This window comes from Streptomyces sp. NPDC047000, assembly GCF_040644295.1.
GTDB lineage: Bacteria > Actinomycetota > Actinomycetes > Streptomycetales > Streptomycetaceae > Streptomyces.
The window spans coordinates 60,410-72,657 of record NZ_JBEYWE010000031.1 but is presented as its reverse complement, the minus strand read 5'-3'; the positions used below and the strand labels follow the sequence as shown (position 1 = coordinate 72,657).

General features: G+C 71.3%; 12 protein-coding genes. 3 read left to right on the top strand and 9 right to left on the bottom strand.

Translation table 11 applies throughout. The annotated features are described in order from the left end of the window. Positions 1 to 306: 306 nt before the first annotated feature. Positions 307 to 1,665, top strand: a complete 1,359-nt coding sequence (locus ABZ862_RS32885) for a fused response regulator/phosphatase (protein ID WP_360966299.1) — start codon at positions 307 to 309, stop codon at positions 1,663 to 1,665. A 78-nt stretch (positions 1,666 to 1,743) separates the two neighbouring features. Here the strand turns inward: ABZ862_RS32885 and ABZ862_RS32880 are convergent, their stop codons facing one another. The 3 genes from ABZ862_RS32880 to ABZ862_RS32870 form a co-directional block, all read right to left on the bottom strand. Beyond that, complete coding sequence (locus ABZ862_RS32880; protein WP_360966296.1) at positions 1,744 to 2,118, bottom strand: DUF2516 family protein; 375 nt, start codon at positions 2,116 to 2,118, stop codon at positions 1,744 to 1,746. A gap of 91 nt (positions 2,119 to 2,209) precedes the next feature. Beyond that, on the bottom strand, positions 2,210 to 2,890 hold the full coding sequence (locus ABZ862_RS32875; protein ID WP_360966294.1) for a hypothetical protein: 681 nt from the start codon (positions 2,888 to 2,890) through the stop codon (positions 2,210 to 2,212). 76 nt (positions 2,891 to 2,966) lie between these two features. Beyond that, a complete protein-coding gene (locus ABZ862_RS32870; protein ID WP_360966291.1) occupies positions 2,967 to 3,455 on the bottom strand; it encodes a helix-turn-helix transcriptional regulator in 489 nt (162 codons plus the stop codon). Positions 3,456 to 3,679: 224 nt separating this feature from the next. On the opposite strand from ABZ862_RS32870, the gene ABZ862_RS32865 reads away from it, so the two are divergent. Next, positions 3,680 to 3,982: a hypothetical protein gene (locus ABZ862_RS32865; RefSeq protein WP_360966288.1), complete on the top strand. Its 303-nt coding sequence runs from the start codon at positions 3,680 to 3,682 to the stop codon at positions 3,980 to 3,982. Here ABZ862_RS32865 and ABZ862_RS32860 read toward each other — a convergent pair. Next, a complete protein-coding gene (locus tag ABZ862_RS32860; protein WP_360966285.1) occupies positions 3,933 to 5,249 on the bottom strand; it encodes a PQQ-binding-like beta-propeller repeat protein in 1,317 nt (438 codons plus the stop codon). The two genes, ABZ862_RS32865 and ABZ862_RS32860, sit on opposite strands and share 50 nt — an antisense overlap. Positions 5,250 to 5,715: 466 nt before the next feature. Then, positions 5,716 to 6,417 (bottom strand): TetR/AcrR family transcriptional regulator, encoded by a 702-nt coding sequence (locus tag ABZ862_RS32855; RefSeq protein WP_360966282.1) that lies wholly within the window; start codon positions 6,415 to 6,417, stop codon positions 5,716 to 5,718. 135 nt (positions 6,418 to 6,552) lie between these two features. Here ABZ862_RS32855 and ABZ862_RS32850 point away from each other — a divergent pair, with 135 nt between their 5' ends. Beyond that, positions 6,553 to 7,116: a hypothetical protein gene (locus tag ABZ862_RS32850; protein ID WP_360966279.1), complete on the top strand. Its 564-nt coding sequence runs from the start codon at positions 6,553 to 6,555 to the stop codon at positions 7,114 to 7,116. A gap of 87 nt (positions 7,117 to 7,203) precedes the next feature. On the opposite strand, the gene ABZ862_RS32845 is transcribed toward ABZ862_RS32850, so the two are convergent. From ABZ862_RS32845 to ABZ862_RS32830, 4 genes are all read right to left on the bottom strand, one after another. After that, positions 7,204 to 7,854, bottom strand: a complete 651-nt coding sequence (locus ABZ862_RS32845) for a dihydrofolate reductase family protein (protein ID WP_360966381.1) — start codon at positions 7,852 to 7,854, stop codon at positions 7,204 to 7,206. A 167-nt stretch (positions 7,855 to 8,021) separates the two neighbouring features. Beyond that, positions 8,022 to 10,091: an aminoglycoside phosphotransferase family protein gene (locus ABZ862_RS32840; protein WP_360966276.1), complete on the bottom strand. Its 2,070-nt coding sequence runs from the start codon at positions 10,089 to 10,091 to the stop codon at positions 8,022 to 8,024. Between the two features lie 432 nt (positions 10,092 to 10,523). Then, entirely contained in the window at positions 10,524 to 11,414 is an 891-nt protein-coding gene (locus tag ABZ862_RS32835) for an HAD-IA family hydrolase (RefSeq protein ID WP_360966273.1), read from the bottom strand. Next, positions 11,363 to 12,241 carry a winged helix-turn-helix domain-containing protein gene (locus tag ABZ862_RS32830; protein WP_360966270.1) on the bottom strand — a complete coding sequence of 293 codons (879 nt, stop codon included), beginning with the start codon at positions 12,239 to 12,241 and terminating at the stop codon, positions 11,363 to 11,365. Before ABZ862_RS32830 ends, ABZ862_RS32835 begins: the two co-directional genes overlap by 52 nt. Between the last annotated feature and the right edge of the window lie 7 nt (positions 12,242 to 12,248).

Genomic DNA, 12,248 nt, shown 5'->3' with positions numbered 1-12,248 from the left:
GCAGAGGCGGAGACGACCACGTCAGAAGCACAGGCGGGGCCGGCGCGTACGACGGTGACGGGCGCCACGTGAGCCACCGCACCCCAACGCCGTTACAAACTGCCCGCGGACGTGACCTTCGTCATCCCGCCCGTGCCGTCACCACACCCAACTTCCTTACAAAGCACGGAACATGACGGATACCACCAGCCGAGCGACCCAGCTCACACCATTCCGTTACCACCTCCTCAACCGCTATGGTCCCCGTCTGGTGGCGCGAGACCCCTTGCCCGCCGCGCCCTCGGGGGGAGGGAAGGAAACAACACGATGCCCGTACCCGTACCGCGGCAGAGAGTGATCCCGGCCGTGGAGAGCGGTCCGGCGCGGACCACCACGGCGGTCCGCAGCCCCTCCGCAGGAGAGGGCCCCTCCACGAGAGACACGTCACGCAAGGACGAAAAGGTCGAGAACACCCACATCACCCTGACGCTGCTGCTGATCGAGGACGATCCCGGCGGCTCGCCGGTCGTGCCCGAGCTGCTGGACCCGGTGGGCCGTCCCATGCGCGTCCGCACCGCCCGCAACCTCACCGAGGCCGAGCGGCTGCTCACCGACGACGTCCACTGCATCCTGCTGGACCTCGCGCTGAGCGAGAACGGTGAGGGTGGCGGCGCCGCGGCCCCGGACACCGGCGGGACCACCGTCGTGGACGTCGACGAACTCGCCGTACTCCGTCAGGTCCTCGAACTGGCCCCCCGCCACGCCGTGCTCGCGCTCACCGCGTCCGGCGATGCGGAGCGCGGTGCCGAGGCGGTGCGCGTGGGCGCCCAGGACTACCTCTTCCGCGACGAACTGGACGGACGTCTGCTGAGCCGCGCGATCCGCTACGCGGTGGAGCGGAAACGTTCCGACACGGCCGAGCGCAGGCTGGCCGAAGGCCGGCTGCGCGCCCAGGAGAACCGCCGGCTGGAACGCGGACTGCTGCCGACGCCCCTGCTGGAGGGCTCCTCGCTGCGGTTCGCCGCCCGCTACCGCCCCGGCCGCTCCCGCGCGCTGCTCGGCGGCGACTTCTACGACACCGTCCGCACGCCCGACGGCACCGTGCACGCCATGATCGGCGACGTCTGCGGCCACGGCCCGGACGAGGCGGCGCTCGGCGTGGAACTGCGCATCGCGTGGCGGGCGCTGACGCTGGCCGGGCTGTGCGGCGACGCGCTGCTGAAGACGCTGCAACAGGTGCTGGAGCACGAGCGGTCCGAGGAGGAGATCTTCGCGACCGTCTGCACGGTGGACATCGCACCGGACGGCCGCCGGGCGGGACTGTGCCTGGCCGGCCACCCGGCGCCGCTGATCGCCCGCCCCGGCCGCCCGGCGGAACTGCTGCCGTACGACAACAACGGCCCCGCGCTCGGTCTGCTGCCCGGCGCGCGCTGGCCGCGGCTTCAGGTGGAGCTGGGGGCCGAGTGGAGCCTGATGCTCTACACCGACGGCCTGATCGAGGGCCGGGTCGGCGCGGGCGGGGAACGCCTGGGGCAGGACGGGATGGTGGAGATGGTGCGCCGCCAGCTCGCGGAGGGACTGCGGGGCGAGGAACTGCTGCGTGCGGCGGTGCAGGAGGTCCGCGAGCTCAACGGCGGGGAGCTGACGGACGACGTGGCGGTCCTGCTGCTGGACCGCACGGCCTGACACCCGTCACCGGCCGGGGGACGGACGCGGGACGCCGCACGCCGGGGGCTGCGGGGGGGCTGCCGAGGGCTGCCGCCCTCACCGCCCGCCGTTGTACGGCCCGTAGGGCCCGTCGCTGCTGCTGCCACCGCCGCGGCGACGGCCCCAGCCGCCCCTGCCACCGCCACCGCCGCCGGAGATCTGCCGCACGGCGGGCCGGACGTCGACGATGTACACGATGCTCGCGATCACCCCGGCGATGGGCAGGATGGACAGGATCGAGAAGAGATAGCTCACCACGAGCGCGATGGCGAGGATGACGAGCCAGAACACCTTGTTCTGCTTGCCGGCCGCGCGGAACGCGTCCTCGCGCCGGAAGGCGGCGTCGAACAGCCCGAACGCGGCCAGCCCCATGAGCACGATCTTCAAGAGCCCGAGAAATCCCGTGAAGCCCAACATCAACATGTTGCCCACCGCCCGTTTTCTCCGATTCCGACGCGCTTCACCGTACCCGTACAACGGGCCGGACACCCGACTGGTGCCCGGCCCGATGCGGCGGTAGACCTCACTTGGCGGGAGGCGTGGTCTTCTTGGCGGTGGTCTTGCGGGTCGGGGTCTTCTTGACGGCGGCCTTCTTCGCGGGCTCCCCCGGCTCGACGACGGGCTCGGCCACGGGCGCGGCAGCGGCGGGCTTCGCCTCCTCGACCACGACGGGCCCGGTCTCGGCCTTCGGCTTGGCCTCGGGCTCGACGACGATGGCGAACTCCTCGATCTCCTCGGCGGCCTCACCACGCCAGGTGCGCACGGTCTGCTCGCCGTGCTCGGCGACCTTCTCGTAGGTCTCGCGGGCCTTGACGGCGTACTCGGCGGCGACGCCGACACCGCGCAGGGCCAGGTCCTGGGCGGACTCGCCGAGCTTCTTGAGGTCGGCGTCGAGGGTGGTGCCGAGCTTCTTCAGGTCGCCGTCGAGGCTGCTGATGAACTCGCTGACCTTGGTCTGCAGCGTCTCCTGCGCCTCCTTGGCCTTCACCGAGGCCTCCTTGGCGCGGGCGGCGGCCTTCTCCTGGACGGCCTTGGTGTCGGCGTTGCGCACGGCCTCGATACGGGCCGGGGCCTCGGCACGCAGCTGCTCGACCAGGCCGGGGACCTTCTTCGCCTCCTGGAGGGCCAGGTCGGCGGCGCCGGCGGCGAAGTAGAGCGGAGTGGGGTTGCTGAGGGTCTTGCGCAGCTCGTCGGTGATGGCCATGGTGATGGTCCTCCCGGATTCGTTCTGGTCTGGGGTCAATGGGGTCCGCAGCCGGACGGCCGGCGCCTTGCCGGGTTCACCCGGCCGTCTGCTGCGGACCGGAGCCGTTTCCGCTCTCGCCGTTGCTGTGCTTGCTGTTACTGCTGTTGCTGCCGGTGTCGCTCCTCAGGACGTCCGCCACCGCGGTGCCCCCCTCTTCGCCCTCGCCGCCGGTCCCGAACCCGTTCTCCTTGCGGAAGGACTCGTAGATCTGGAGCAGCACCTGCTTCTGCCGCTCGTGCAGCGTGGGGTCGGCGAGGATGACGGCGCGCGTCTCGACCTCGTCGCGGTCCCGTTCGGCGTCGAGGATGCCGGCGCGCACGTAGAGCGTCTCGGCGGAGATCCGCAGCGCCTTGGCGACCTGCTGGAGCACCTCCGCGCTCGGCTTGCGCAGCCCGCGCTCGATCTGGCTCAGGTACGGATTGGACACCCCGGCGGCATCGGCGAGCTGCCTGAGCGACAGCTGCGCGGTACGCCGCTGCTCACGCAGGTACTCACCGAGATTGCCGACGTTGAGCGATGCCATGCCTCCACTGTGCCAACCTTTGCTAACTATTGCAAGCGCCCTGCTTGCAATAGTGCACCACACCTTCCGGGCTCCCCGTGTGACTTCACGCGATAGGTGTCACCAGTGGTCCCGTACATGTCAGACGCGGACAGCCGAAGTCAGGAGTCGCCGTCTGATGTGCCCGGGTCCGATGGAGTCGGGTTGCTGGAGAATGGGCTGTCCAGCAGTATGCGGAAGCTGTCATGCCCCACAGCTGTCCACCCGAGTTCCGCCGCAAGATCCTGGACCTGGTCGGGTCCGGCCACAAGGTCGCTGAGGTCGCCCAACTCCTGCGGATCGGCGCGCAGACCATCTGCGTATGGCGCCGCCGGCGCTTGATCGACGCCGGTCGGCTGCCCGGCACCACCCCTGCCGAGAACGCCGAACCGGCCACCGCACGGCGGCGGATCGCCGGGCTGCCGGCGGAGGTGGAGATCCAAGGCTTCGCTCTCGGGGTCACGGCCGAGGTGGGCACTCCAGGATCCGGCCGTCGACGGTTCCGATGAGCAGGTGCCCTCGGGGCGCCACAGCGAGGGACAGCGCCGTGGTCGGTACTCCGTCGACCTTGAGCTCGGTGTGCCATCGCACCGAGCCGTCGTTGACGTCCAGTGCTGTCAGGGCGCCGGAGTTGCAGGCCACGTAGACGGTGTCCCCGTCGGTGTCGAGGGCGGTGGCAGGATGATCAGTGCGGTACTGCCACCGCACCGAGCCGTTCAGTGATCGCCGCACGACGTAGGCGCCGCCGGGCTGGAGCCCGTGACCGTGGTGGACGGCACCGGCATAGATCAGGGACTGCCCTGTTTCGACCGCAGGACCCCCGAAATGATGTTCCTCCGGTACCCAGGAGTGTGGGAAGAGCCGCCGCAGCGTCCCATCGGTGTCCAGGGCGGTGACCCACTTGTCCCTGTGCGGCTTGTCCGGGTCAGTGCCGACCAAGATGTAGGGACGGCTCGCGCGACGGACGGCGAACGGGTGATTGAGCAAGTCGAAGTGGCTGACCTCCGGACCGTCCACGGGACCGTTGAGGTCGAACATCAGCAGCCGCTCGGGATGTTTGCGGCGGTCGTCCACCGGCCTGAGGATCGTCCTGTGGTCGACTGCGACCACAACCGTGAACACTCCTGGACTCAGGGTCTCCAGCACCTGCCCTGTGCCGACAGCGATTCGGGCCAGCCGGGGTGCGGGCGTCTCCCGGCGTCCTCCCTTGCGGCGACCGCGGCGTTCGGCGTTGGTCCAGACCGATGCGCCGTCGGGGGCCAGAACCAGCTGTCGGCCGCCTTCCTCGTCCTCGACCGCCCATTGCAGGTCTCCTGACGGCAGCCACGACTCCGCCAGGACCCCGTCCAGAGCGGCCAGCACGCGACCGTCCTCCGTACCTTCGACAGCCCACACCCGCCGGCGTACGGACCACTGTCGACCGGCCGAGGCCGCGAGGTCCGCGAGGAACCGGCGGGCCTCCGCACCGCGTTCCGGCTGGACGACCGGTTCCGCAGGAGCAGCCAGTTCCTCGGCACCGATCGCTCTCTGCCCAACGGCGCCCCAGTCCGGGCGAGCCACAACGACCGCATGGCCCTGCTCATGCGCCTGCGGGTTCTTCCAGTCGTCGCACGGCGCCAGGACCATACGAAGTGCCGTCTCGCTGCGCCATTCCACGCCGAGCACCTCCCGCGAGTACTGCAGGGCGGACACCACGTCGCCGGAGTCCAGGTGGATCAGCAGCAGCTCGCCTTCAAACGAGTAGCCACCGTCGTACTGCCCCGTACCGACGGCCATCAGGGGCAGAACCGGGTGAAAGGCGAGAGACCGAACGGGGTGCCTCGACCGCACCAGGTGCCGACACCGCAGCCCGTCCTGCTCGTAGACACCGATCCGGTGCCCCGTCCATCGGGAGTCCGCGGTCCCGCTGCCACTCCACTGGACATACCCGAGGTCCCCACCCACAGCGACCGTCCGCGAGCGCTCGTCAGCGACGGCCAGAACAGGTTCTCCGATCTCGGCAAATGGACCGTCGCCAAGCACGCGTCGGACTGTAGGCGCAAGGGTCATACAGGGTTCCTCCCGGGTCGGCACATGAACGACCGCCGTCCTGGGCGCGGCACGGCGGCAGCTCATGATCCCGTCGGGCGGCGGGGTACACCAATGGATTTGAGATTCCTGGCATCTCCCCGTCTCAGCTGAACTGGTCTCCGCGAGTCAGGAGTCCGGCTCGGAGCCGGATCGCTTGAGACGGAACATGGGATCAGGGGGACTGCGGGGCGGGTGGGGAGCAGTCGGGGCCGGAGATCGTGGTGGTCGCCGGGGGTGTCGGGTCGGGTGTGGGGGCGGTGCTTTCGTCGGGTCCGCGGCCGGTGTGGGCCCGCAGCAGTCCTTCGATGCCGCGCAGCAGGGTCTCGCCCGCCTCGGCGGGGCCGTCGAGGTGGCCGCCGCTCATCGCGCCGTCGCGGAGCATGACGAAGTGCCGTCCGGCGTGCTCGGCCGGCGCGTCCGCGGTCTCGGCGAAGAGTCCGGTGATCGTCCGCAGGTACCACGCGCGGTGCTGCACGACGGCCCGGTGGACGGGGTGGTCGGGCGCGGGGAATTCCGCCGCCGCGTTGAGGAAGGCGCATCCGCGGTAGCCGGGTGAGCGGATCTGCTCGACCAGCGACGCGCCGATGCCCCGCAGGATGCCGTCGGCCGGCAGCCCGGCGGCCGTCAGGGCGCCGAGCTGGGCGCGGATCGCCTGGTCGACGCTGCGGACGTAGGCGACGACCAGGTCTTCCTTGCTGCGGAAGTGGCGGTAGAAGGTGGCGTTGGTGACCTTCGCCTCGGCGACCAGGCGGTCGACGCCCACCGTGTGGATGCCCTCGGCGTAGAAGAGCTGCCCGGCGGTCCGCAGGAGGCGTTCCCGGGCCTCGGAGACCCGCCCGCCGGTGCCGACTTCCGCCTGTGCCATGCCGCTCATCGTAGCGGGCGGATCGACCGTTCCAGCGAAGAGGGAGAACGGTCTCTCTTGTCCTCGGGGCCACGGTGTGTCATCGTCTGGGGGGAGCGGTAGAGAGAACGTTCTCTCTACCTGAACCACTCACGGGAGAACCCCATGGCATCCACCACCGCCTCCGCCCGGCACGCCGGCTCCGCGCCCGCCCTGAGCCGGCTCTACCTCGTCCGCTTCGCGTTCGCCGCCGCGTGGGCCGCGCTCCTGCTGCTGTCCGGCTCCCACCTCACCACCGGGGCCCGGCTGCTGCTGTTCCTCTATCCCGCCTTCGACGTGGTCGCGGCCGTGGTGGACGCCCGGTCGGCGCGCGTCTCCGGGCCGGTCAGGGGCCTGTACGCCAACATGGCCGTCAGCACGCTCGCCGCCGTCGGCGTCGCGGTCGCCGGTGCCTCGGGCGTCGCCGACGTCCTGCGTGTCTGGGGCGCGTGGGCGGTCGTGTCCGGGCTGGTCCAGCTTCTCGTGGGCGTCGCGCGCCGGCCGATGGGCGGCCAGTGGGCGATGATCCTCAGCGGCGGCATCTCCGTCCTCGCCGGGGCGTCCTTCTTCCGGAGCGCGGCACAGGACGACCCCTCACTGACCGCACTCGCCGGTTACGCCCTGCTCGGCGGGATCTTCTTCCTCGTCTCGGCGATCCGCCTGTCCCGCTCGACGGCTCCCAGGAGCTGACCCGCGTCGCGTCACCCGCACATCACGGCGAGCGGGCGCGATGAGCGGGCGCGGCGAGCAGGCCAGGGCAGGGCAGGGCAGGCCAGTTCAGGGCGACCTGCGCCAGAACAGGTGGTGGGTCACGCCGCTCGGGCTGGGCACGACCTCCAGGTGGTACCGGTCGAGCAGTTCCTCCGGGGACTCCCAGAGCCGTAGCCCGGCTCCCAGCTTCAGCGGTGAGACCGCCACGTGCAGGGTGTCGACGAGACCGGCGTCGAGGAACTCGCGGATCGTGGTGACCCCGCCGCCGAGCCGGACGTCCCGGCCCCGTGCCGCCTCCCGCGCCTGTCCGAGGACCGTGGCCGGGTCGCCGCCGACGAAGTGGAACGTGGTGTCGGAGAGCGTGAACGACGGACGGGCGTGGTGGGTCATGACGAACACCGGCGTACGGAACGGGGGCTCCTCCCCCCACCAGCCCTGCCACCCGTCGTCCTGCCAGGGCCCGCGCCGGGGCCCGAACTTGTTGCGGCCCATGATCTCGGCGCCGATGTTGCGGGCGAAGTCCCGCGTGAAGTAGTCGTCGAGGCCCCGGCTCCCGCCGGGATCCGTGCGCATGGGCCAGCTCGCCGTGGCTCCCGCCCAGGAGAACAGCCTCTCGGGCCGGTCGAGGCCGAACGGCCGCTCCAGACTCTGCTCCTCCCCGGCACCGATCCCGTCACTCGAGACGTTGAAGTTCATGACTCTCAGCAGCTGGTCCATGATGTCCCTCGCCAGATCCGTCACGTCGTCGTACGGCAGGACGCCGCACACCATCACGTCGAACGGGAAACGGCCGTATCGACAGCGGCCCCCGTCACTTTTCCAGGGCGGCACACCGGCGGCGAGCCGTGGCCACCCGGAGGGTCAGGTCAGGGGTACCCGGACGGTCATGCCAGGGCCCGGGTCAGGTACGGGTTCGGGGTGGGATGGGCCGGGAGGCCCAGGGCGGCTTTCGCGGCGGCCAGGGTCATGGCGTACGAGGCGAGCGCGCGGCGGACGTTGGGGGCGTCCAGGCCGGTGCCGGTCGCCAGGCGGTCGAGGTCGACGTAGGCCGAGCGGACGGTCTCCAGCCAGCGGTAGACGCGCCAGTCCTGCCGCCAGTCCGCCGTGTGCGCGAGGTCCAGTCCGCGCTCCCAGCGGGTGAACATGCGGGTGCGGATCTCCGGTCGGGTCGGCGTGAGGTGCATGTGGCGGACCAGGTCGTAGAGGGGGTCGCCGACCAGGGCCATCTCCCAGTCGATGATGGTCAGGGCGAGGTGGTCGGTGCGGCGGACGAGGTTCCAGGGGTTGAGGTCGCCGTGCAGGAGGGCCGGCTTCCGTTCGCGGACGGTGTGGCGGGCGAGGATGTCCGCGAGACGGTCGGCGTCGGGCAGGCCGAGCAGGCGGGCCAGCTGCCGGGACTCCCGGGGGAGGCCGGCCACCAGGGCGACGAGCTGGCGGGTCAGCCAGGGATGGAAACCGCCCTCTCCGGCGGTCGGGTCGACGGTCCGGTGGTCGACCGCCGTCAGGGCGCAGAGCTGGTCGACCAGGGCATCCGCCTCATGGGGCAGGAGGCCGTTCACCGGGTGGTCGGGCGGCTGGTCGATGCCGTCGTCACGGCCCAGCGGCGGGCCCTCGTACGTGTGGACGGTGAAAGGTTCCCCCTGGCGGTCCCGGCCCAGCGCCAGCGCCTTCGGCGCGCCCACGGGGGCGCCGCACAGCTCGATCGCCCGGAGCACCCTGTGCTCGCTGAGGTAGCGGGGTTCGCGCCGGGACACGTCCGGCAGTCCGCGGCGCACCACCACCGGGACGTCGTGGCCGGGCACCCGGACCACGGTGTTGAGGTGCGCGGTCCCCTTGAAGACCCGGCTGGCCGGGGCCCCGCCCTCCTGGCTCAGGGCCTCGGTCACCGCGGCGTGCGGGAAGTCGGGGCGTTCGCCGAGGCGGTGGTCCGGCCGCCATGACGAGACACGCGTCCCGGTGCCCGCGCCGCTCAGCGCCCACCGGGACACCTGCCAGCGCAGCAGCGCGCCCTCGATCTCCTTGGCGGTCGGCACGCCGCGCAGTCCCAGCGGCTCCGCCGCCGCGGTCAGGGCGCGGCCGACCTCCTCCGTGGCCCGGTCCATGACGGCCTGCTCGAACGTGCCCTCCAGCGTCCGCGCGGCCCGCATGACGTCCGCGAACGCGGCCTGCGCGCGCTCGAGGCGGATGTAGTGCCGGAGGTCCTTGGCCCAGCCGTTCACGGCCGCCGGGCGGGTCGCCCGCATGGCGGTCGCCCATGCCTCGGTGACCTCCGGCCACTGCCCCTCCGGGTACCGCATGCGCACCAGATGGGTGGCGAGGTCGTACAGCGGGTCGCCGAAGGTGGCCAGTTCCCAGTCGACGCAGACGAGCGGCGGACCGCCGCCGTACGCCAGGATCAGATTGTCGCGGTGCAGGTCGGCGTGCAGGAGGCTGAAGGGCCGTCTCGACATGGGCGGCACGCGCTCGGCCAGCTGCGAGAGGGCGTCGTCCGGGATGCCGAGTGCGGCGAACAGGCCGCCGTGGACCGCCCAGTTGGGCTGCCGGATCTGTTCGTCGGCGGCGTGGGCGAGCTTGCGCAGGAACGCCTGGCTGTCCGTGTGGGCGGCGGGCCAGCCGGGCGGCAGGGGCGGCAGGGATCTCAGGCGCACACGCGTCATCTGGGCCAGCAGGTCGGCCAGCGCCCGCACGATCAGGTGGTCCACCGGCGTGCCGTTCGCGCACACTGCGGACAGGGGCACGCCTTCCACATGGCTGTGGATCGCGAACCCGTCGCCCTCGGCCAGGCACTCCGGGGCGTGGGGCAGAACGCCCCTGACGGCGCGCAGGACGTCCGACTCCCTGCGCCACGTCCTGACGACCACGGGCAGGGCGTCCGGCCGCGGGACGCGCACGATCACCGCGGTCCCGGGGGCGCGGTCCAGCAACCGGGCGATGTCCTCCGGCAGTTCCGCCACATGGTTGTGATGGTGGTGGCCGCTGCTCGCCGGGCCGGACGCGGCGGCCCTCGCGAAAGCTCTCAGGGCTTCGGAACGATCATCACCGAGTCGTCCCCGGAAAAGGTGTCCGGGAACAGGGGGTGCGCCCACTGGCCGCTCCGTGGTACGTGCAGAAAGGGTGGTCCGGTACGGCGAACCCTAGGTCTTCCGATCCCAGGTAATACGCCGAACGGCCAAAGTCACAGCGGAGCGCGGCCAATGGGTGCAATCACCGCGTTCACGGACGATCAGCCGTGAGGTCGTCCCGGGTGGGGCCTGTTCGCCGGAGCCGGACGTCCGCGCCGGAGCGGTCGCTCGCGCGAGGGGGATGCTAACGCATTTCCGGCCACCTCATGGGGGCCGGCCCCCTGACCGGTACCCGGGCGCCGGCCCGAGTGCTCCTCCGCCGGCTCACGGCCGGGGCGTCGCCGCCGCCCGGACCGCCTCCAGGAGCGGCTTCAGCGACCCCACCACGTCCGTGGCCCCCGCGTCCCTCAGCCGCTTCTCCTTGTACGCGTTACGCGCGTAGCCCAGGAACCGGACACCGGCCTTCTTCGCCGCCGCGCAGTCGGTCGGGGTGTCGCCGATCATCAGGGCGTTCTCCGGGGCCGAACCCATGGTGTTCAGGGCGCGGTTGAGGCAGTGCGGGTCGGGTTTGAGGCGGTGGAGGTCGCGGGTGCGGCCGTAGAGGTGCGGGGCGAAACAGGAGAGGAGGCCGCGGCCCGCCAGGTACTCGTGGACCACCAGGGGGGAGTTGTTGGTGGTGATCGCCATACGGGAGCCCAGGGCCGTCCAGGTCCGGATCAGCGGGTCGGCGTACGGGGTGGGCATCGCGGAGGCCGCGGCCTTGTGCTCCTCCTTGGTGAGACGTTCCTCCAACTCGGTCACCAGGTCGCTGCCGGGGTGCCGGTGGTCCACGGCGCGCAGCACGAAGTGCGGGTCGACGGAGGTCCGTTCGTCCTCGGTCAGCAGCCCGTGCAGACCCTGGCGCGCCAGCCACCGCACCAGGTCGTCGGCGACCAGGCGGGCGGAATGCTGCGCGAACAGCCGGCAGATCGGCCCGTCGAAGTCCCACAGGACCACTTTGGCGCGGGCCACGAGGTCGGCCAGCGGGCTGCCGGTGTCCGCGCCGGTGCCGGTGCCGGTGTCCGTGCCGGTGGCGTCGCCGGTGTCCGTGCCGGTGCTCCTGCTGGTACTGGTACTGGTGCTCTTGTCGGTGTCTGTGCCGGGCTGTGTCGTATCAGAAGTCACTAGGAGAGTGTCAGGTCCGTCGAGATGGTTTCCCAGAGGGCGTTGAACCACTTCTGCGATTCGCCGGTGTACGCCGCGTCCCGCCGGCCGGCTCTGGCCTCGAAGGAGAAGAGCAGGGACTCGGTGCCGAGCACGTCGTACATGTCCAGGGTCCCGCCGTCCGTGGGCTCCTCCCGGCGCGTGACCATGTAGTACGCCATCAGCGCCTCGGTCCCGTTGAGCAGGTACAGCTTCACCGGCGGGGTGAACGGCAGCGCGCGGAACGTCACGCGTACGTCGATGCCGTGCGAGGTGCGCAGGCTCTGGAGGTTGTGGCGCAGGACGTGGCCCTGGGCGTTGCGCTGGGCCAGCCAGCGCTGGTGGACCGGGTCGCTCTCGCCCCGTCCGTCGACCTGGACCGGGAACGCGAGGTTGATCTCCCGTGAGGGCAGCAGGATGCGCACGTCGATCGACTTGGGCTGGAGCTCCCCGCTGTGGATGAGGCGGATCGGTCCCCCCAGGCCCAGCATCAGGGACTCGGCGGTGAGGCACACGGCGTCGATCCGCACCTGCGGCGCCCGGAACGCCTCGACGAGCCGGGCGGCCAACGCCACCATGGTGGGCTGCGGTTCGCCCTTCGAACGGGCCGGTTCGGCGATCCGCGGCGGACTGCCCTTGCTGACGTTGCTGAGCAGACCGGCCTCGTGGAGAACGCGCAGGGCCTGGCGTACGGCGCCGCGCTCCACGCCGAACTCCTCGGCGAGCTCGGCCTGGGTGGGCAGCCGGTCGCCGACCTTGAGGTCACCCACGCGGATGCGTTCCCGCAGGACGTCGGCGATCTCCTGGGGCGAGAGCCTGCTGCTGCCGTTCACTGCCACGTTCTCCTGGGTCACGACCAATGACGCT

Excerpts from the sequence above, each read along its gene's own strand:
- ABZ862_RS32885 (WP_360966299.1), top strand. The coding sequence starts at position 307 with ATGCCCGTACCCGTACCGCGGCAGAGAGTGATCCCGGCCGTGGAGAGC.
- ABZ862_RS32875 (WP_360966294.1), bottom strand. The coding sequence starts at position 2,890 with ATGGCCATCACCGACGAGCTGCGCAAGACCCTCAGCAACCCCACTCCG.
- ABZ862_RS32870 (WP_360966291.1), bottom strand. The coding sequence starts at position 3,455 with ATGGCATCGCTCAACGTCGGCAATCTCGGTGAGTACCTGCGTGAGCAG.
- ABZ862_RS32865 (WP_360966288.1), top strand. The coding sequence starts at position 3,680 with ATGCCCCACAGCTGTCCACCCGAGTTCCGCCGCAAGATCCTGGACCTG.
- ABZ862_RS32860 (WP_360966285.1), bottom strand. The coding sequence starts at position 5,249 with ATGGCCGTCGGTACGGGGCAGTACGACGGTGGCTACTCGTTTGAAGGC.
- ABZ862_RS32855 (WP_360966282.1), bottom strand. The coding sequence starts at position 6,417 with ATGAGCGGCATGGCACAGGCGGAAGTCGGCACCGGCGGGCGGGTCTCC.
- ABZ862_RS32850 (WP_360966279.1), top strand. The coding sequence starts at position 6,553 with ATGGCATCCACCACCGCCTCCGCCCGGCACGCCGGCTCCGCGCCCGCC.
- ABZ862_RS32845 (WP_360966381.1), bottom strand. The coding sequence starts at position 7,854 with ATGGACCAGCTGCTGAGAGTCATGAACTTCAACGTCTCGAGTGACGGG.